The sequence below is a fragment of the Cryobacterium sp. 10I5 genome (assembly GCF_035019865.1).
In the GTDB taxonomy this organism is placed as follows: Bacteria; Actinomycetota; Actinomycetes; order Actinomycetales; family Microbacteriaceae; genus Cryobacterium; species Cryobacterium breve_A.
This window is the reverse complement of record NZ_JASJVI010000079.1, coordinates 1-19,012: the sequence shown is the minus strand read 5'-3', so window position 1 is coordinate 19,012 and position 19,012 is coordinate 1. Positions and strand designations below refer to the sequence as shown.

18 protein-coding genes are annotated in these 19,012 nt (G+C 66.8%); 11 read left to right on the top strand and 7 right to left on the bottom strand.

The features are described 5' to 3' along the window. The first annotated feature begins 83 nt into the window (after positions 1–83). The 5 genes from gap (at position 84) to QN350_RS15815 (ending at position 3,929) form a co-directional block, all read left to right on the top strand. The gene (gene gap, locus QN350_RS15835) at positions 84–1,091 is read left to right on the top strand and encodes a type I glyceraldehyde-3-phosphate dehydrogenase (RefSeq protein ID WP_134448694.1); all 1,008 of its coding nucleotides are present in this window, start codon (positions 84–86) and stop codon (positions 1,089–1,091) included. 12 nt (positions 1,092–1,103) lie between these two features. After that, on the top strand, positions 1,104–2,318 hold the full coding sequence (locus tag QN350_RS15830) for a phosphoglycerate kinase (protein ID WP_281535043.1): 1,215 nt from the start codon (positions 1,104–1,106) through the stop codon (positions 2,316–2,318). Continuing rightward, positions 2,309–3,103 (top strand): triose-phosphate isomerase, encoded by a 795-nt coding sequence (gene tpiA, locus QN350_RS15825; RefSeq protein WP_322139947.1) that lies wholly within the window; start codon positions 2,309–2,311, stop codon positions 3,101–3,103. Before QN350_RS15830 ends, tpiA begins: the two co-directional genes overlap by 10 nt. Before the next feature lie 128 nt (positions 3,104–3,231). Further along, complete coding sequence (secG, locus tag QN350_RS15820) at positions 3,232–3,483, top strand: preprotein translocase subunit SecG (protein ID WP_134448691.1); 252 nt, start codon at positions 3,232–3,234, stop codon at positions 3,481–3,483. Between the two features lie 77 nt (positions 3,484–3,560). After that, positions 3,561–3,929, top strand: coding sequence for an RNA polymerase-binding protein RbpA (locus QN350_RS15815; RefSeq protein WP_281535042.1), 369 nt, complete (start codon positions 3,561–3,563; stop codon positions 3,927–3,929). 72 nt (positions 3,930–4,001) lie between these two features. Here QN350_RS15815 and pgl read toward each other — a convergent pair whose 3' ends face one another. From pgl to tkt, 6 genes are all read right to left on the bottom strand, one after another. Continuing rightward, entirely contained in the window at positions 4,002–4,772 is a 771-nt protein-coding gene (pgl, locus tag QN350_RS15810; RefSeq protein ID WP_322139946.1) for a 6-phosphogluconolactonase, read from the bottom strand. Continuing rightward, entirely contained in the window at positions 4,769–5,734 is a 966-nt protein-coding gene (locus QN350_RS15805) for a glucose-6-phosphate dehydrogenase assembly protein OpcA (RefSeq protein WP_322139945.1), read from the bottom strand. The genes pgl and QN350_RS15805 overlap by 4 nt, the downstream gene beginning before the upstream one ends. After that, on the bottom strand, positions 5,731–7,272 hold the full coding sequence (gene zwf, locus QN350_RS15800) for a glucose-6-phosphate dehydrogenase (RefSeq protein ID WP_322139944.1): 1,542 nt from the start codon (positions 7,270–7,272) through the stop codon (positions 5,731–5,733). The genes QN350_RS15805 and zwf overlap by 4 nt, the downstream gene beginning before the upstream one ends. 61 nt (positions 7,273–7,333) lie before the next feature. Further along, positions 7,334–8,938, bottom strand: a complete 1,605-nt coding sequence (locus QN350_RS15795) for a glucose-6-phosphate isomerase (RefSeq protein ID WP_323516910.1) — start codon at positions 8,936–8,938, stop codon at positions 7,334–7,336. Beyond that, a complete protein-coding gene (tal, locus tag QN350_RS15790) occupies positions 8,935–10,074 on the bottom strand; it encodes a transaldolase (RefSeq protein ID WP_322139942.1) in 1,140 nt (379 codons plus the stop codon). The genes QN350_RS15795 and tal overlap by 4 nt, the downstream gene beginning before the upstream one ends. Positions 10,075–10,194: 120 nt before the next feature. Then, positions 10,195–12,288, bottom strand: coding sequence for a transketolase (gene tkt, locus QN350_RS15785; RefSeq protein WP_322139941.1), 2,094 nt, complete (start codon positions 12,286–12,288; stop codon positions 10,195–10,197). A gap of 256 nt (positions 12,289–12,544) precedes the next feature. Here tkt and QN350_RS15780 point away from each other — a divergent pair, with 256 nt between their 5' ends. Then, positions 12,545–13,486 (top strand): heme o synthase, encoded by a 942-nt coding sequence (locus QN350_RS15780; RefSeq protein ID WP_322139940.1) that lies wholly within the window; start codon positions 12,545–12,547, stop codon positions 13,484–13,486. A gap of 94 nt (positions 13,487–13,580) precedes the next feature. Here the strand turns inward: QN350_RS15780 and QN350_RS15775 are convergent, their stop codons facing one another. Then, on the bottom strand, positions 13,581–14,522 hold the full coding sequence (locus QN350_RS15775) for a COX15/CtaA family protein (RefSeq protein ID WP_322139939.1): 942 nt from the start codon (positions 14,520–14,522) through the stop codon (positions 13,581–13,583). Between the two features lie 262 nt (positions 14,523–14,784). Between QN350_RS15775 and sufB the strand changes: the two genes are divergently transcribed. The 5 genes from sufB to QN350_RS15750 all read left to right on the top strand — a co-directional run bounded on the left by sufB (position 14,785) and on the right by QN350_RS15750 (position 18,943). Next, on the top strand, positions 14,785–16,203 hold the full coding sequence (sufB, locus tag QN350_RS15770; protein WP_322139938.1) for a Fe-S cluster assembly protein SufB: 1,419 nt from the start codon (positions 14,785–14,787) through the stop codon (positions 16,201–16,203). Next, positions 16,204–17,433 (top strand): Fe-S cluster assembly protein SufD, encoded by a 1,230-nt coding sequence (sufD, locus tag QN350_RS15765; protein WP_322139937.1) that lies wholly within the window; start codon positions 16,204–16,206, stop codon positions 17,431–17,433. A gap of 2 nt (positions 17,434–17,435) precedes the next feature. Continuing rightward, a complete protein-coding gene (locus QN350_RS15760; RefSeq protein ID WP_281535038.1) occupies positions 17,436–17,765 on the top strand; it encodes a non-heme iron oxygenase ferredoxin subunit in 330 nt (109 codons plus the stop codon). 79 nt (positions 17,766–17,844) lie between these two features. Then, positions 17,845–18,609 carry a Fe-S cluster assembly ATPase SufC gene (gene sufC, locus QN350_RS15755; protein WP_134448678.1) on the top strand — a complete coding sequence of 255 codons (765 nt, stop codon included), beginning with the start codon at positions 17,845–17,847 and terminating at the stop codon, positions 18,607–18,609. Positions 18,610–18,613: 4 nt separating this feature from the next. Continuing rightward, on the top strand, positions 18,614–18,943 hold the full coding sequence (locus QN350_RS15750; protein ID WP_281535037.1) for a metal-sulfur cluster assembly factor: 330 nt from the start codon (positions 18,614–18,616) through the stop codon (positions 18,941–18,943). Positions 18,944–19,012 lie beyond the last annotated feature (69 nt).

The window sequence follows — 19,012 nt, the reverse complement described above, 5'->3', positions numbered from 1 at the left end:
GGGCCCCGACCGGGCCCCGCTCCCCACCCGTGCATTTCACCCACAAGAAACCGCGCTTCGGCGCACAAGATTAGGAGACATTCGTGTCTGTAAAGATCGGTATTAATGGCTTTGGCCGCATTGGCCGCAATTATCTTCGCGCCGCCCTGGCGCAGGGCAGCGACATCGAGATCGTCGCCGTCAACGACCTCACCGACACGAAGACGCTGGCTCACCTTCTTAAATATGACTCCATCACCGGCCGTCTGAACGCCACCGTTTCCGTCGAGGGCGACTCCATCCTCGTCAACGGCAAGCCGATTAAGGTTCTCGCCGAGCGCGACCCGGCCAACCTCCCCTGGGGAGCCCTCGGCGTCGACATCGTCATCGAGTCCACCGGTCGCTTCACCAAGGCAGAGGATGCGCGCAAGCACATCACCGCCGGCGCCAAGAAGGTCATCGTCTCCGCTCCCGCCTCAGGCGACGCAGCCACGATCGTCATGGGCGTCAACGAGCAGGACTACGACCCGGCCAAGTTCGACATCATCTCCAACGCGTCCTGCACCACGAACTGCCTCGCGCCGCTGGCCAAGGTCTTCAACGACAACTTCGGCATCAAGTCCGGCCTCATGACGACGATCCACGCGTACACCGCGGACCAGAACCTCCAGGACGGCCCGCACTCCGACCTGCGTCGCGCCCGCGCCGCCGCCATCAACATCATCCCGACCTCGACCGGTGCGGCCAAGGCCCTCGGCATCGTCCTCCCCGAGCTCAAGGGCAAGCTTGACGGCTTCGCGCTGCGCGTTCCGGTTCCCACCGGTTCCATCACCGACCTCACCGTCATCGCCGAGCGCCCCGTCACGATCGAAGCGATCAAGGCTGCCTACAAGGCCGCTGCGGAGTCCGGTCCCCTCAAGGGCATCCTGATGTACACCGAAGACGAGATCGTCTCCAGCGACATCGTCACCGACCCGCACTCCTCGATCTTCGATGCCGGCCTGCTGCGCGTCATCGGCGACCAGGTCAAGCTGTCGTCCTGGTATGACAACGAGTGGGGCTACTCCAACCGCATGGTTGACCTCACCGCGCTCGTCGCCAAGAGCCTGTAACCGGGGCCCGCAGTGACGCTTCGTACAATCGAATCGCTGGGGCTGCTCACCGGAAAGCGCGTCATCGTCCGCTGTGATCTGAATGTGCCGTTGAAAGACGGCGAGATCACGGACGATGGTCGCGTTCGCGCGTCCCTCCCGACCATCAAGGCACTGCTCGAACAGGGCGCCCGCGTGGTCATCGTCTCGCACCTCGGACGACCGAAGGGTGCGCCGGAAGACAAGTACAGCCTGGCGCCCGTCGCGGTCCGTCTGGCGCAGCTGCTCGGCCACGACGTCGCCTTCGCCGGCGACACCGTGGGTGACGCCGCCAAGGCCGCTGTCGCGGCCCTCAAGAATGGCGACGTCGTCGTGCTCGAAAACCTCCGGTTCAACCCGGGGGAGACGAGCAAGGTCGACGCAGAGCGCGTTGCCTTCGCAACCGAGCTCGCCGCCCTCGGCGACGTCCTCGTTTCCGACGGTTTCGGCGTTGTCCACCGCAAGCAGGCAAGCGTGTACGACCTGGCAGCAATCCTGCCGAGCGCTGCCGGCCTGCTGATCGCCGCCGAACTCGACGTGCTCGACCGCCTCACCGAGAAGCCGGAGGCGCCGTACACGGTCGTCCTCGGCGGCTCGAAGGTCTCGGACAAGCTCGGCGTGATCGGTCACCTGCTGCCGCGAGTCAACTCGCTGCTCATCGGTGGCGGAATGCTCTTCACGTTCCTTGCAGCCCAGGGCCACAAGGTGGGCGCAAGCCTGCTCGAGGCCGACCAGATCGAAACCGTCCGCGGTTACCTGGTCGAGGCTGAGCGCCTGGGCGTGAAGATCGTCCTGCCGACGGATGTCGTCGTCGCCTCGAAGTTCGGGGCAGACGCCGAGCACGTGATCACCGCTGCTGACTCGATCGAGGACACCGCATTCGGTGCCACCGGTCTGGGCCTCGACATCGGACCGGACACGGCAGCGGCATTCGCCGCGATCATCCGCTCCTCGAAGACGGTGTTCTGGAACGGCCCGATGGGCGTGTTCGAGCTCGCACCGTTCGCAGAGGGCACCCGTGTGGTGGCCGCAGCGCTCACAGAGGTTGACGGCCTGAGCGTCGTCGGAGGTGGCGATTCCGCCGCCGCCGTGCGCACGCTCGGCTTCACGGACGACCAGTTCGGTCACATTTCTACCGGTGGCGGCGCGAGCCTCGAGTTCCTCGAAGGCAAGCGTCTCCCAGGACTGGAGGTCCTCGGATGGCAGTAAACACTCAGCGCACCCCGCTGATTGCAGGCAATTGGAAGATGAACCTGGACCACCTCCAGGCCATCGCGTTCGTGCAGAAGCTGGCCTGGAACCTCAAGGACGCCAAGCACGACTTCGCGTCCGTCGAGGTTGCGGTGTTCCCGCCGTTCACCGACCTTCGCTCCGTGCAGACGCTCGTGTCGGCCGACAAGCTGCCCGTCGTCTTCGGCGCACAGGATGTCTCCGCTCACGATTCCGGCGCCTTCACGGGTGAGATCTCCGGTGCGTTCCTCGCCCAGCTCGAGTGCACCTACGTGCTCATCGGGCATTCAGAGCGTCGTACGCTGCACGGCGAGAATGACGAGGAGGTGGCCGCCAAGGTCACCGCCGCCGTCAAGCACGGCCTCGTTCCGATCATCTGCGTCGGCGAGACCGCCGCGGACCTGGAACTGCATGGTCCGAGCGCCGTTCCCGTCGCCCAGCTGCGCACCGCACTGTCCGGCATCGACAGTGCCGCGGACATCGTGGTCGCATACGAGCCCGTGTGGGCCATCGGCTCCGGCCAGGCGGCGACGCCTGAGCAGGCTGAACAGGTCGCGGCCCAGCTGCGTCTCGTCCTCAGCGAAACCCTCGGACAGGATGTGGCCGACAAGACGCGCATCCTCTACGGCGGTTCCGTGAAGGGCGTCAACATCGCGGGCTACATGCGCGAGCCCAACGTCGACGGAGCACTCGTCGGCGGAGCAAGCCTGGACATCGACGAGTTCTCCAGCATCGTCCGATTCCAGAAGCACGTGGGCGTCTAGCCCGAAGTTCCACCTGATATCACCGCTCCAGCCCGCCACCCCGCCAGGGGAGGCGGGCTGGTTCGTCAGTCAGGCTATGATGATCACTGATCCCGGTGGAGAAACTCCACCACTCTGAAAGGTTTCGCGTGCAGATTCTCCAGGTCGTGTTGCAGGTTGTCCTCGGACTGACGAGCCTCCTGCTCACCATGCTCATCCTCCTGCACAAGGGCCGCGGTGGTGGCCTCTCCGACATGTTCGGTGGTGGCGTCACGTCGAACCTCGGCGCCTCGGGCGTCGCGGAGCGAAACCTCAATCGCATCACCGTCATCCTTGCCGTCCTCTGGATCGCGTGCATCGTCGTCCTGGGCCTCATCACCAAGTTCGACACGGCACTGTAACTCCCTCACCCTTTCGCTTTTTCCCACAACCGTGGCCGTGCGGCCGCAAGCACAATCGCCTTTCATGGAGGAACACAATGGCATCTGGTGGTAGCGCAATTCGTGGATCCAGGGTCGGAGCCGGCCCCATGGGGGAGCAGGACCGCGGTTTCCAGGCTGACCGGATCCGAGTCTCCTACTGGGACGCACTCGGCAACGAGACGGTCCGCTTCTTCGCGGCGAACCTGCCGGACGAGGAAATCCCCGAGACGATCGACTGCCCGTCTTCCGGGCTGCCCGCGGGCCGCGACAAGGAGAACCCGCCGTCCGTCGTCAAGCTCGAGCCGTACAAGACGCACCTCGCCTATGTGAAGGAGCGCCGCACGGAAGAGGAAGCCGACTCGCTTCTCGAGGAAGCACTGCTGCAGTTGCGCATTCGACGCGGCAAGCTCTCCGCCACCAACTAGCTCTGGTCCATTCGTCCACCGGACACGAAAAAGCCCCGACCTCGGTCGGGGCTTTTTCGTGTGCGAACGGTGTCAGAACGAGGACGCGGTCAGGTTCTCCGGGACCTCGGCGGCCGCTTCCCGGTCCACGAAGAAGTTCGTGTACCTGCGGCCCTTGATTCCCGCAACCGGCACCTCGTCCCTGCTGGCCCCGGCGAGGGCGAGCCCGAGGGCGGATGCCTTGTCCGGTCCCGCGAGGACCAGCCAGATGCAGCGAGAGGAGTTCAGGGCGGGACGGCTCAGGGTGAGCCGTTCGGCCGGGGGCTTGGGCGAGTTGAGCACCGTCAGCACGCTCGCGGTGTCCTCGCGGATGCCAGGCAGGTGCGGGAACAGCGAGGCGATGTGCCCGTCCGGGCCGACGCCGAGGAAGGTGATGTCGAAGCGCGGCAGCACGGTGCCGTCGTTCGACGCCGCCTCGAGTTCCTCCGCGTATGCTGCGGCTGCTGCGTCCAGGTCGAGCGGTCCGTCGGAGGACGCGAACGGGTGGATGTTCTCTGCGGGGATGTCGAGGTCGTCGAGGAGCGCGGTCCGGGCCTGGAGCTCATTGCGTTCCGGGTCGGAGTACGGCAACCAGCGTTCGTCACCCCACCAGATGTTCACGTGCTGCCAGTCGACGGTGTCCCTGGCCGCGGAGGCGTTGACCGCTTCGAGCACCTCGGTCGCGACGCTTCCGCCGGTGAGGACGACATGGATGTCGCCCTCCTCATGCAGGAGGTCGACCGCGGTCGTGATGAATCGTGCAGCGACCGAGGCGGCGAGGGCCGCCCGGTCGGCATGCACTAGTACGCGTCGTTCGTGGGTCACGGTCGTCCTCCGGTTTTTTCGGCAACCGCGTCCAGATTCGGCAGTCCGCGGGTGATCACTTCACCATACAACTCGTCGGGGTCGAGCCGACGGAGCTCGTCGCTGAGGCAGTCCCGAAGGCTGCGGCGTTTGAGGGTGAGGTCCTGCACGGGCTGGCCTGGCTGGGTGAGGGTTGCGATGCCCGGCAGCTCCCGTTCGAGTGAGATGACACCGGATGCCCGGGTGAAGTGCACCCCGTGGATTCCGCTCGCCTTGGCTCCTCCGGTGAACTCGCAGTCGACGTTCACGGCGAGCTGGAGCTGCAGCCAGGCGGCGAGGAGCGTCGTCGAGGGGGAGTCGGCCGCGCCGGAGACCTGCACGGCCGTGACGGCCTCGTAGGGCGGCTGGTCGAGGACGGCGGCGAGCTGGGCCCGCCAGAGCGTCAGCCGGGTCCAGGCGAAGTCAGTGTCGCCGGGGCGGTAGGAGGAGCACAGCCGGTGCAGGGCGGCCTGCGGGTCCGGCTGAGCGGACGAGTCCGTGATCCGTCGGTACGCGAGGCGCCCGAGCGGAGAGTCCGCCGGGATCACAGGGGCGACTCCCGGCCACCACGTGACGACCGGGGCGTCGGGCAGCAGGAGGCCCGTGACGAGGCTCTCGGGGTCGCTCGCGGCGTCGCCGTACGCGCGCAGCACGATGACTTCGCTCGCTCCGGCGTCTCCGCCGACGCGGATCTCCGCGTCAACCTTGGCGTCCACGGGGGTCTTCGAGGCGGTTTCCTCCTGGGTGGAGACCACGATGACGCGCATCGGATGCTCACGGGACGCGTCGTTGGCGGCCTCGATGGCCTCCTCCTCGCGTCCCATGGTCGACGCGATGATGAGGGTCAGCACCCGGCCGAGGGCCACGGCGCCGCCCTCTTCACGGATGCGCACGAGAGCCTTCGAAATCTTCGAGGTGTTCGTGTCTGGCAGATCGACGATCATGGGCGCCTCCATTGACGGCCGTCCCTGGCCAATAGTTCGTCCGCGGACGAGGGTCCCCAGGTTCCGGGGCGGTACTGTTCCGGCTGGCCCTGTTCTGACCAGAACTTTTCGACCGGATCGAGGATCTTCCACGAGAGTTCGACCTCTTCGTGGCGGGGGAACAGTGGGGGGTCTCCGAGGAGCACGTCGAGGATCAAACGTTCGTACGCCTCCGGGCTTGCCTCGGTGAAGGCGTGACCGTAACCGAAGTCCATCGTGACGTCGCGCACCTGCATGCCGACGCCGGGAACCTTGGAGCCGAAGCGGATCGTGACACCCTCGTCGGGCTGCACCCGGATCACGAGGGCGTTCGCCCCGAGGGCGGCCGTGTTCTCTTTCGCGAACAGGTGCTGCGGGGCGCGCTTGAACACGACGGCGATCTCGGTCACCCTGCGGCCGAGGCGCTTGCCCGCCCGCAGGTAGAACGGCACGCCGGACCAGCGGCGCGTCTCGATGGTGAGGCGCAGCGCAGCGTAGGTTTCGGTCAGCGACTCCGGGTCCATGCCGTCTTCCTCGAGGAAGCCGAGAACCTTCTCACCACCCTGCCAGCCGCCGGCGTACTGGCCGCGGGCGGTCCCGGTCGCGAGGTTGTCCGGGAGCCGAACGGAGGCGAGGACCTTCTCCTTCTCGGTGCGCAGGTCCGCCGCGTCGAAGGAGATGGGCTCCTCCATGGCCGTGAGGGCGAGGAGCTGCAGGAGGTGATTCTGGATCACGTCCCTGGCGGCGCCGATTCCGTCGTAGTAGCCCGCGCGTCCTCCGACGCCGATGTCCTCGGCCATCGTGATCTGCACGTGGTCGACGTTGTTCGAATTCCAGATCGGTTCGTAGAGCTGGTTCGCAAAGCGCAACGCCAGAATGTTCTGGACCGTCTCCTTGCCCAGGTAGTGGTCGATCCGGAACACGGAATCCGGCGGGAAGACGGATTCGACGACGTCGTTGAGCTCACGGGCGGTCTTGAGATCGCTGCCGAAGGGCTTCTCGATCACGACACGACGCCACTGGCCGTCCTTCTGCTCGGCGAGGCCGGACCGACGCAACTGGCCGACGACCTGCGGGAACGCCTTCGGCGGGATCGACAGGTAGAACGCGTGGTTGCCCATCGTGCCGCGCTCGCGGTCGAGTTCGGCGATGGTGTCCTTCAGCCGTTCGAAGGAGTCGTCGTCGTCGAAGGTGCCCTGCACGAAGCGGATGCCCTCCGAGAGCTGGGCCCAGACATCCTCGTTGAACTCGGTGCGGGCATACTGTTTGACCGAGTCATGGACGACCTGCGAGAAGTCCTCGTCGTCCCAGTCGCGCCTGGCGAAGCCGACGAGGGCGAAGCCCGGCGGAAGGAGTCCGCGGTTGGCGAGGTCATAGACCGCGGGCATGAGTTTCTTCCGGGACAGGTCGCCGGTTACGCCGAAGATCACGAGGCTCGAGGGCCCCGCGATGCGATTCAGACGGTAATCGGAGGACGACCGCAGCGGATTGAACTCCGGGGTGATTTCCACCGGGGACATGCAACTCCTTTTCAGTGGCGTTGAGGCCCGCCGAAGCGAACCCCGCAACAGGGGACGACTTCTACTTCAGGGCGCCGAACAGTGCGGCGATGTTCGCCGCGGGGTCGGTGAGGGTGAGGGTGAGCACCGGACGGCCGTGCTCGGCGAGAACACTCGCGTCGCCGCTGGCCTGTGCCTGGATCAGTTCGCCGAAGGTGAACGGACGGTCAGGAATCGAGAGGTCCTCGTGTGCGGTCGCGAGGATCTGCAGGAACACACCGGTCGGCTGGCCGCCCTTGTGGAGCTGGCCGGTCGAGTGCAGGAACCGGGGGCCCCAGCCGAAGGTGACCGGCCGCTTCGCGAGTTTCGCGAGCAGGTCACGGACCTCGGCGAGTTGTGGGAGCTCGAGGCGGTTCACGTAGGCCTGGACGGAGACGTACCCGTCGGGGCCGAGCTCCTCGAGGAGCGCGTCGATCGCCGAGGCCAGGTCACTGGCCGCGCCGATGACGTGTGCGGTGCCGCGCACCTCGATGCCGTCGGAGATGAATGCCGCGGGCGCCGGTTCAGGTCGACCGTCGAGAAGTGCGCGGGTGGCGACCTTGGCGGCCTCTACGTCTGGCTGGTCGAAGGGGTTGATCCCGAGTAGGCGGCCAGCGACCACGGTGGCGTATTCCCAGACCAGGAACTGTGCACCGAGGGTGCCGCTCACGCGGATCTCGTCGGTGCCGTCCGCGGGGAAGATCGTCGTGCCGGCATCGTCGACGAGGCGGAGGACCTGCACGTCCGGGAGGTTCCGGGTGAGTTCGGTCGCGCCGGCCTCGAGGACCACCGGGAGGATACCGGTGCCGCTCTTGCCGGTCGACTCCGCGATGAGCTGTTCCGCCCAGTCGGGGAACCCGACGATGTGGGTGCCGTCTGCGACGAGCGCGAGCTTGTCGCGCCGTGGCTCTGTGGCAGCGATCGCGGCGCCGAGGATGAGTCCGGGGTTCTCCGGGCTGTCGACGGCGAGGGCGAGCGAGACGGCCTCGGCCTCGTCGAGCAGCTCACCGATGTCAACCCCGGCGAGCCCGGACGGGACGAGACCGAACGCAGTGAGAACGGAGAAACGTCCACCGACGGTCGGGTCCGCGTTGAAGACGCGATAGCCGGCCGCGCGAGCGGAGGTGTCGAGCGGCGACCCGGGATCGGTCACGACGATGATGCGGCCGACGGGGTCGATGCCTGCTTCCCGGAAGGCGCGTTCGAACACCCGACGCTGGCTGTCGGTCTCCGCGGTCGACCCGGACTTCGAGGAGACGACGAGCGCCGTCTCCGCGAGGTGGTCGCCGAGGGCCGCGAGGACCTGGCCGGGGTCGGTCGAGTCCAGGACGGTGAGCGCTACGCCGGCCGTGCGGGTGATGACCTCCGGTGCGAGTGAGGAACCGCCCATGCCTGCGAGCGCGATCCGGGCGACACCGGCCGAGGCCAGGGTCGCCCGGAGGGCGAGGATCTCGGCGACGAGCGGGCGTGAAACGGCAACGGACTCGGTCCAACCGAGACGCTTGGCCGCCTCGGATTCGGCCTCAGGGCCCCACAGTGCGGGGTCGAGGGCCGTTATTCCCGAGGCGACCAGGTCGGACACCAGGGTGGGAACGGCGCGGCGTGCCGCGTCGGCCGCCGCCCCGGTCACCGCGATGCGGAAACTCACAGTGCCGACGGGGCTTCCGTGTTGCTCTTGGCTGCGTCCAGGGCAACCGTCACGGTGTCGAGGAGTTCGTTCCAGGAGATGATGAACTTCGCGACGCCTTCGGCTTCGAGGACCTGGGTGACGTCGACGTAGGAGACGCCTTCGTTGGCCAGGGCGTCGAGAACAGCGTTCGCCTCGTCGTACGCGCCCGTGATCGAGTCCGCCGGGATGACCCCGTGGTCGAACGTCGCGTCGAGGGTTTTTTCGGGCATGGTGTTGACGACCTCGGGGGCGACGAGGTTCGTCACGTAGAGGGTGTCGGGCAGAGCGGCGTCCTTGACGCCGGTGGACGCCCAGAGCGGACGCTGCTTGTTGGCGCCGGCGGCGAGGAGGCCGAGGGCGCGCTCGGTGGAGAACGCCTGCTGGAAGACCTCGTAGGCGAGCTGCGCGTTCGCGACGCCGGCCTTGCTCTTGAGGGCGATCGCGGTCTCGGTGCCGATGGCCTCGAGGCGCTGGTTGATCTCGGTGTCCACGCGGGAGACGAAGAACGACGCGACGGAGTGGATCGTGCTGAGGTCGATGCCGGCGGCCTTGGCCTTCTCGAGGCCGGACAGGTACGCGTTGATGACCTCGCGGTGGCGCTGCAGGCTGAAGATCAGGGTGACGTTGACGCTGATGCCGAGGGCGATCGTCGCGGTGATGGCCTCGAGGCCTTCGATGGTCGCGGGGATCTTGATCATGGCGTTGGGGCGGTTGACCTTGGCCCACAGCTCCTGGGCCTGGGCGACGGTTCCTGCGGCGTCGTGGGCGAGGCCGGGTTCGACCTCGATGGAGACGCGGCCGTCGACGCCGTTGGTGCGGTCGTAGACGGGACGGAAGATGTCGCTCGCTGCGGTGACGTCGTCGGTCGTGATCTCGAACACGGCCTCCTGCACGGTCGCGCCGGACGCGGCGAGGGCGGCGACCTGCTCGACGTAGGCTTCGCCCTTGCTGAGCGCGCCGGCGAAGATGGTCGGGTTCGTCGTGACGCCGACGATGTTCTTCGTGTCGATGAGGTCCTGCAGCCCGCCGGAGGCGATGCGCTGGCGGGAGAGGTCGTCAAGCCAGATGCTGACGCCGGCGGCGGAGAGCTCGGCTGTGGGGGTGGTATCGGTCATGGGGGCAATCTCCTTGTGATACGTGGGGTGTGACGTGTGCGGGAGTCGGGCGGGGGGCGGGCGCGCGCGGGGCCGGCGGGGAGCTCAGCGTTGCCGCAGGCTCCCCGCCCGGCGGGGAGCTCAGTGAGCGGCGAGCGAGTCCTTCGCGGCGGCGACGACGGCCTCGGTGGTGATTCCGAATTCACGGAACAGCGTCTTGTAGTCTGCGGAGGCGCCGAAGTGCTCGATCGAGATGCTGCGGCCGCGGTCGCCGACGTAGCGATCCCACGTCAGCGCGATGCCGGCCTCGACGGACACGCGGGCGGTGATGCCCGCGGGCAACACGGATTCGCGGTATTCCGCCGTCTGCTCCCGGAACCACTCGAGGCTCGGGGCGGACACGACGCGGGCGTTGATGCCATCCGCCTTGAGCGCCGCACGGGCGTCGACGGCGAGCTGGACCTCGGAACCCGTGGCGATCAGGATCACGTCCGGGGTACCGTTCGGCGCTTCGGCGAGGATGTACGCGCCCTTGGCGACGTTCCGGGCCGAGGCGAAGACCTCGCCGCTCGCGTCGCCGTCGCCGCGCTCGAACACGGGAATGTTCTGGCGGGTGAGGACGATGCCCGCCGGGCCTTCGCGGCGCTCGAGGATCGTCTTCCACGCCCAGGAGACCTCGTTCGCGTCGCCGGGGCGCACGACGTCGAGTCCGGGGATGGCGCGGAGCGTCGCGAGCTGCTCGACCGGCTGGTGCGTCGGGCCGTCCTCGCCGAGGGCGACGGAGTCGTGGGTCCAGACGAAGATCGACGGCGCCTTCATCAGCGCGGCGAGGCGAACGGCCGGGCGCATGTAGTCGCTGAAGATCAGGAAGGTGCCGCCGAACGGGCGGGTGTTGCCGTGCAGCACGATGCCGTTCAGGATCGCGGCCATCGCGTGCTCGCGGATCCCGAAGTGCAGGACGCGGCCGTACGGGGTGCCGGTCCACTCGTGGGTCGAGTGCTCGGCGGGGATGAAGGAGCGCGCACCGCCGATGGTGGTGTTGTTCGACTCGGCGAGGTCGGCGGAACCGCCCCAGAGCTCGGGGATGACGGCGCCGAGCGCGGTGAGGACCTTGCCGGAAGCGGCGCGGGTGGAGACCTCGGTGCCGGCCTCGAAGACGGGCAGCGCGGCATCCACGCCCTCGGGCAGGTCGCCGGCCAGGATCCGGTCGAGGAGGACCTTGCGGTCGGGGTTGGCGGCGGCCCAGGCGTCGAACTGCACCGTCCACCTGGCGTGCTCGTCCGCGCCGCGGGTGAGTGCCTCGCGGGTGTGCTCGATCACGTCGGGGGCGACGAAGAAGCTCTCGGCCGGGTCGAAGCCGAGGACCTCTTTCACGGCGGCGAGTTCGGCGGCGCCGAGCGCCGAGCCGTGGATCTTGCCGGTGTTCTGCTTCTTCGGGCTCGGCCAGCCGATGATCGTCTTCAGGATGATCAGCGAGGGCTTGTCCGTGACGGCCTTGGCCGCCTCGATCGCGTCATTGAGCGCGTGGAGGTCTTCGACGTATTCGCCGGTCTTCTTCCAGTCGACGGTCTGCACATGCCAGTGGTAGGCCTCGTACCGGGCGGCGACGTCTTCGGTGAAGGCGATGTTGGTGTCGTCTTCGATCGAGATCTGGTTGGAGTCGTAGATGGCGATCAGGTTGCCGAGCTGCTGGTGGCCGGCGAGCGAGGATGCCTCGCTCGTGATGCCCTCCTGCATGTCGCCGTCGCCGGCGATGACGTAGACGAAGTGGTCGAACGGGCTCTCGCCCGTGGTGGTCTCCGGGTCGAACAGTCCGCGTTCGAAACGGGACGCGTATGCGAAGCCGACGGCGGATGCGAGACCCTGGCCGAGCGGGCCCGTCGTGATCTCGACACCGTCGGTGTGGCCGTACTCCGGGTGACCCGGGGTCTTGGAGCCCCAGGTGCGGAGAGCCTTGAGGTCGTCGAGCTCGAGGCCGTAGCCGCCCAGGTAGAGCTGGACGTACTGGGTCAGGGAGCTGTGGCCGACGGAGAGAATGAAGCGGTCGCGGCCGATCCATTCATTGTCAGTGGGATCGCGGCGCATGACCTTCTGGAAGAGGAGGTAGGCGACGGGGGCGAGGCTCATCGCCGTGCCCGGGTGGCCGTTCCCGACCTTCTCGACGGCGTCCGCCGCGAGAATGCGAGCCGTGTCGACCGCCCTGTTGTCAATCGAATCCCACTGCAGTGCTGCCACTTCGTAGTTACCCTTCGTCAAGCTAGGGCAGGCCTTGGAAACCCGCACCCGTTGGATTGAGCGCGCCCGTGGACATCGACGTCATCCGGCGCGGCAGGCGACTGCCCAATCTTCAGGACGCGCCGGCACGCGCCATGATTGGCGAGCACCCCCAAGTATAGGCAGTCGGCACGGCAGGGTGAGGTTGGCCGACGTGAAGCTGAACGATCCTCGATTGAGCGTCCACCCTGCCGGGACTGGTTAGACTCAATCCACTATGCAGATCTCCCAGGACGCGACACCCGCGGGCGTGCAGGCGCCCGGCGGCAGGGGAGCGAGAGGCTTCCGTCGCACTTTCCTCGCCTACCTGTCGCTGACCAAGCCGCGTGTCGTCGAACTGTTGCTCGTTGTGACCGCGCCGACCATGTTGCTCGCCGAACGCGGGATCCCAAGCCTGTGGCTCGTGCTCGCGACCCTGATCGGTGGGGCGCTCAGCGCGGGATCCGCCGGCGCGTTCAACTGCTACATCGACCGCGACATCGACCGCGTGATGAAGCGAACGATGAACCGGCCGCTCGTCACCGGCGAGCTCAGCGACCGCGAGGCTCTTGTCTTCGCCTGGGCACTCGGCGCCGCCTCGATCGTCTGGCTGCTGGTCTTCACGAACTGGGTCGCCGCGGCCCTGTCGCTCGGGGCGATCCTGCTCTACGTCGTCTTCTACACGATCATCCTCAAGCGCCGCACCGCGCAGAACATCGTCTGGGGCGGAATCGCCGGCTGCATGCCCGTGCTGATCGGCTGGGCGGCCGTCACCGGCGATCTCTCCTGGCCGCCGCTGATCCTGTTCACGATCATCTTCCTGTGGACCCCGCCGCACTACTGGCCGCTGTCCATGAAATACCGCGCCGAGTACCAGGCCGCCGGCGTCCCGATGCTCGCCGTCGTGCGCGGGCGCGCCCAGGTCGGCCTTCAGGTCATCCTGTACGCGTGGGCGACCGTCGCGTGCTCGCTGCTGCTGATCCCGGTCGCATCGATGGGCCTGCTCTATACCGGAGTCGCGCTCGTCACCGGCGGCTGGTTCATCTACGAGACCCACCGCTTGTACAACCTCGCGATCCGCCACGAAGTGGTATCGCCGATGCGAGTGTTCCACGGTTCGATCACCTATTTGACGCTGCTCTTCGTCGCCGTCGGCGTCGACCCGCTACTGCCCTTCTAGGCCGCACGGAGGCTTCCGAGCCCAGCCCAGCCGAACCGAGTCCAGCCGAGCCCAGCCGAACCGAGCCCTGCCGATCCGAGGCGAGCCGGGTCGGTCAGCGGGCGGCTGCCTGCTGCGGCACCGGGGGAGTGCCGGCGACGTTCAGCGCCACCGGTTCCTTGAGGTGCAGCACGACGGCGGTCATCGCGGCCGCGAGCACGCAGGAAAGCACCATGTGGATGCCGACGAGGCCGGCCGGAAGGCCCGTATTGGCCTGCACGAGGCCCACGACGACCTGTGCTGCTTCGACTGCGAGCAGGGCGAGGGTCCAGGTGCGGAGCGACCGCCCCAGGCGCCAGGCGCCGATGACGAGGGCGATGGTGAGGGCGACGGTCAGGTATGCGGGCCAGCTGTGGACATGCTGCAGGAACTCCGAGTCCAGCCCGTTTCGCGGCGCGTTCTCGTCGCCGGCGTGCGGTCCGGAACCGGTCGTGAGAATGCCGACGATGATCGTGATCGCGACAACTGCGCTCGTCACATGGGCGAGGATCGCGTACCAGCGGGGAACCACCGTCGCCCGCTCGCCGTTGCCGGTGTAAACCCGGTAGACGAAGGCGGTGCAGAGGGCTACGAGCACTGCGGAGATGACGAAGTGGAGGCCGACGACGGTGGGGTCGAGCTGCGTGAGCACGCTGATGCCGCCGATGACTGCCTGTGCGGGGATGCCGAGACCGGCGAACAGCGCGAGGCGGAACAGGTCGGGGCGATCGCGCCGCAGCCGGACGACGGCGAGGAAAGCGAGTACGGCGACGAGGCCGAGCACGACGCCGAGCAGGCGGTTGCCGAACTCGATGACCCCGTGGATGCCCATCTCCGGGGTGTTGACGAGCGATCCGTCCGTGCACTTCGGCCAGGTGGGGCAGCCGAGCCCTGAGCCGGTCAGGCGGACGAGGCCGCCGGTACCGACCAGCAGGATCTGCGCGGCGAGGTACACCCACGCGATCACGCGAACCCGTCGGTCAACGCTCGTGGGCAGCCATTCCGAAATCCGTTTCACGGGTTCTGCTTCCTCTCGGGCCTGGTGCATGTGAAATCGCCGGGCGGGCCACTTAACGCATCGGGAACCTGTAGAATTAGGTGTTTCTGGGCGGTGATCACGCGGTTGTTTGAACCGCGGTTCGACACCTCGCCGCCTCTAATCATCTTAGGTACGCAACGTAGCCGCCCACGCAACCCGTTCACCGCACGTCTTCGCCTGGAGCCGTACGGGAATGACCGGACTAATATCCGGGTTGTCGTGGATGGGAGAAGAGGTAAATATGTCTGACGTCCTGCTCGACCGGCCCGAACTCGCGGGCCTGGGAACGTACGAATTCGGCTGGTCCGATTCCGACGCGGCCGGAGCATCCGCTCGCCGCGGCGTCTCGCCAGAGGTCGTGACCGACATCTCGAAGCTCAAGAACGAGCCGGAATGGATGCTGCAGCGCCGGCTCAAGGCCCTCGAGCTCTTCGAGCGCAAGCCGATGCCCACGTGGGGCGCCGACCTGTCCGGCATCGACTTCGACAACATCAAGTACTTCGTGCGTTCAACGGAGAAGCAGGCCCAGACCTGGGAAGACCTGCCTGACGACATCAAGAAGACCTACGAGAAGCTCGGCATCCCCGAGGCGGAGCGCCAGCGCCTCGTCTCCGGCGTCGCGGCCCAGTACGAGTCCGAGGTCGTCTACCACCAGATCAATGAAGAACTCGAAGCCCAGGGCGTCATCTTCATGGACACGGACACCGCGCTCAAGGAATACCCGGAGGTCTTCAAGGAGTACTTCGGAACGGTGATCCCCTCCGGTGACAACAAGTTCGCCGCGCTGAACACCTCGGTCTGGTCGGGCGGCTCCTTCGTCTACGTGCCGCCGGGCGTCCACGTTGAGATTCCCCTGCAGGCCTACTTCCGCATCAATACGGAGAACATGGGCCAGTTCGAGCGCACGCTCATCATCGCCGACGAGGGCAGCTACGTGCACTACATCGAGGGCTGCACCGCCCCGATCTACTCGTCTGACTCGCTGCACTCCGCCGTCGTCGAGATCATCGTCAAGAAGAACGCCCGCGTTCGCTACACGACGATCCAGAACTGGTCGAACAACGTCTACAACCTCGTCACGAAGCGCGCGACCGCAGCAGAGGGCGCGACCATGGAATGGATCGACGGCAACATCGGCTCCAAGGTCACCATGAAGTACCCCTCTATCTACCTCATGGGCGAGCACGCCAAGGGCGAAACCCTGTCCGTGGCCTTCGCCGGTCCCGGCCAGCATCAGGACGCCGGCGCCAAGATGATCCACATGGCCCCGTACACGCAGTCCTCGATCGTGTCCAAGTCCATCGCCCGCGGCGGCGGTCGCTCCGGCTACCGCGGTGAAGTGCGGGTGGATGCCGGTGCGCACCACTCCGCGAACACCGTGCGCTGCGACGCGCTCCTCGTCGACACCCAGTCCCGCTCCGACACCTACCCGTCCATCGACATCCGTGTCGACGACGTGCAGCTCGGCCATGAGGCCACTGTCTCCCGCGTCAGCGAGGAGCAGTTGTTCTACCTGATGAGCCGCGGCATGCCGGAGGACGAGGCCATGGCCATGATCGTCAGAGGCTTCATCGAACCGATCGCACGGGAGCTCCCGATGGAGTACGCCCTCGAACTCAACAAGCTCATCGAAATGGGCATGGAAGGATCCGTCGGCTAAATGTCCGCCGCCCCGACTTCAACCACAGCAGCATTGCCCACCAGCGAACAGCACGGAATCAAGGCCCACTCGGACGGACGCTTCGGCTTCGTCCCTGTGCAGACCAGGAACGATCGCTTCAAGAGCGTCGACGTCGACGACTTCGCCCCCGTCACGGGGCGCGAGGCCGTGTGGAAGCTCTCCCCGGTCGCCAAGTTCACCGACCTCACGGCCGGCGAGCTCGACGGCGCACCCTATGGCGTCGACTCGACCCCGACCGACGGTGTCGCTATCGACTGGGTCGGTCGCGACGACGCCCGGATCGGTTCCGTCGGCGCCCCGGAAGAACGCGCAGCCGCCAACGCCTGGACGAGCTTCGAGAAGGCCCTCACGATCACCGTCACAGGTGAAGAGGACAAGGAGATCACGATCACCCGGGCCGCTCTCGGCACCGGTGCCCGGGGAGCGCACACCATCATCGAGGCCAGGCCGTTCAGCCGGGCGACGATCATCCTCGAGAACACCGGCGATGCACGCATCACCGAGAACCTCGAGATCATCGTGGGGGAGTCCGCGCACCTCACGGTCGTCTCCCTGCAGGAGTGGAACACCGGTGCCGTGCACCTGGCCAACCACTTCGCATCCGTCGGCCGCGACGCGTACCTCAAGCACGTCGTCGTGTCCCTCGGCGGCAGCATCGTCCGGGTCAACCCCTCGGTGCGCCTCGCCGGACCCGGCTCGGACACCGACCTCTACGGGCTGTACTTCGCGGATGCCGGCCAGCACCTCGAACAGCAGGTGTACGTGCACCACGACGCGGCGAACAGCCGCAGCCGGGTGACCTACAAGGGCGCCCTGCAGGGCACCGGGGCACGGACCGTCTGGATCGGCGACGTTCTCATCGGGCGCAACGCCCCGGGGACCGACAGCTACGAACAGAACCGCAACCTCGTGCTGACCGAAGGCACGCGCGCGGACTCGATCCCGAACCTCGAGATCGAGACCGGTGACATCAAGGGCGCCGGGCACGCGAGTGCGACCGGGCGTTTCGACGATGAACAGCTGTTCTACCTGCAGTCCCGCGGAATCACGGAAGACGAGGCGCGACGACTCGTCGTGCGCGGCTTCCTGAGCGAGATCGTGCAGCACATCGGATCCAAACCGCTCGAAGACCGCCTCCAGGCGGCCATCGAAGCGGAATTGCGCAGCACCGACGAGGTCCGCGCACCCGCACCAACCGAGGAGAACTGACCATGGCGTCCACGAAGATCTGCGCCTTCGACGAGCTCGAAGAGAACCAGGCCGTCAAGGTCGAGATCGACGGAGTCCCCATCGTCGTGGTGCGGGACAGCGCCGGCGACGTCTTCGCGATCGGCGACACCTGCACGCACGGCGATATCTCCCTCTCCGAGGGATTCGTCGAGGACGACACGGTCGAATGCTGGGCGCACGGCTCCAAGTTCTCCCTGAAGAGCGGTCGCCCGCTCAACCTCCCGGCGTACGAACCCGTTCCCGTCTTCAAGGTCGAGCTGATCGACGGCGACGTCTACATCGACCCGACCCCCATCAGCGTTCCCGCGTAACGGGTCTCCGACCCTTCGCGTTTCGCCCACCACGTACCGGCGCCTCGGCGCCGTTTGAATGAAAGAGACCAGAGAATTCATGTCAGTTCTTGAGATCAAGGACCTGCACGTCAGCGTCGAGACCGACCAGGGCACCAAGCAGATCCTGAAGGGTGTCAACCTCACGATCAACGAGGGTGAGATCCACGCCATCATGGGGCCGAACGGCTCCGGCAAGTCGACCCTCGCGTACACGATCGCCGGCCACCCCAAGTACCACGCCGACAGCGGCTCCATCCTGCTCGACGGTGAGGAAGTCCTCACCATGACCGTCGACCAGCGCGCCCGAGCCGGGCTCTTCCTCGCGATGCAGTACCCGGTCGAGATCCCGGGAGTCACCGTCACCAACTTCCTCCGCACCGCCAAGACCGCGATCGACGGCGAAGCGCCCGCGATCCGCTCCTGGATCAAGGACGTCCGCCAGTCCATGACGAACCTGCGCATGGACAAGAGCTTCGCTGAGCGCAACGTGAACGAGGGCTTCTCCGGTGGAGAGAAGAAGCGCAACGAGATCCTGCAGCTCGAACTGCTCAAGCCCAAGTTCGCGATCCTCGACGAGACCGACTCCGGCCTCGACGTCGACGCGCTCAAGATCGTCTCAGAGGGTGTCAACCGCGCCAAGGCGAACACCGGCCTCGGCATCCTCCTGATCACGCACTACACCCGCATCCTGCGCTACATCGAGCCCGACTTCGTGCACGTGTTCGTCAACGGGCGGATCGCGGAGCAGGGCGGGCCCGAGCTGGCCGACCGGCTCGAGGACGAAGGTTATGATCGCTTTCTCGTCGATTCGAACGTAGGCTGACCGCATGGTTTCAACGCTGGCACCCGAGCGATTCGATGAGATCGAAGAGGCGCTCAAAGACGTCATGGACCCCGAGCTCGGCATCAACGTCGTCGACCTCGGACTCATCTACGACCTGGGCTGGGACGACGAGAACGACGCCCTGATCATCCACATGACCCTGACCTCGGCAGGCTGCCCGCTGACGGACGTGCTCGAGGAGCAGACCGCCGAAGCACTCGACGGCGTCGTGGAGCAGTTCCGGATCAACTGGGTCTGGATGCCGCCGTGGGGCCCGGAGAAGATCACCGACGACGGACGCGACATGATGCGCGCCCTCGGCTTCGCGATCTGACCGTCGCACCGGTATCACCCGCACAGCAGCAACGTCGCCCCCGCTTACCCACCCGGGCGGCCCAGCGGT

Excerpts from the sequence above, each read along its gene's own strand:
- sufC (WP_134448678.1), top strand. The coding sequence starts at position 17,845 with ATGTCAGTTCTTGAGATCAAGGACCTGCACGTCAGCGTCGAGACCGAC.
- QN350_RS15760 (WP_281535038.1), top strand. The coding sequence starts at position 17,436 with ATGGCGTCCACGAAGATCTGCGCCTTCGACGAGCTCGAAGAGAACCAG.
- sufB (WP_322139938.1), top strand. The coding sequence starts at position 14,785 with ATGTCTGACGTCCTGCTCGACCGGCCCGAACTCGCGGGCCTGGGAACG.
- tpiA (WP_322139947.1), top strand. The coding sequence starts at position 2,309 with ATGGCAGTAAACACTCAGCGCACCCCGCTGATTGCAGGCAATTGGAAG.
- QN350_RS15750 (WP_281535037.1), top strand. The coding sequence starts at position 18,614 with ATGGTTTCAACGCTGGCACCCGAGCGATTCGATGAGATCGAAGAGGCG.
- tal (WP_322139942.1), bottom strand. The coding sequence starts at position 10,074 with ATGACCGATACCACCCCCACAGCCGAGCTCTCCGCCGCCGGCGTCAGC.
- zwf (WP_322139944.1), bottom strand. The coding sequence starts at position 7,272 with ATGTCCCCGGTGGAAATCACCCCGGAGTTCAATCCGCTGCGGTCGTCC.
- QN350_RS15805 (WP_322139945.1), bottom strand. The coding sequence starts at position 5,734 with ATGATCGTCGATCTGCCAGACACGAACACCTCGAAGATTTCGAAGGCT.
- QN350_RS15780 (WP_322139940.1), top strand. The coding sequence starts at position 12,545 with ATGCAGATCTCCCAGGACGCGACACCCGCGGGCGTGCAGGCGCCCGGC.
- sufD (WP_322139937.1), top strand. The coding sequence starts at position 16,204 with ATGTCCGCCGCCCCGACTTCAACCACAGCAGCATTGCCCACCAGCGAA.
- QN350_RS15815 (WP_281535042.1), top strand. The coding sequence starts at position 3,561 with ATGGCATCTGGTGGTAGCGCAATTCGTGGATCCAGGGTCGGAGCCGGC.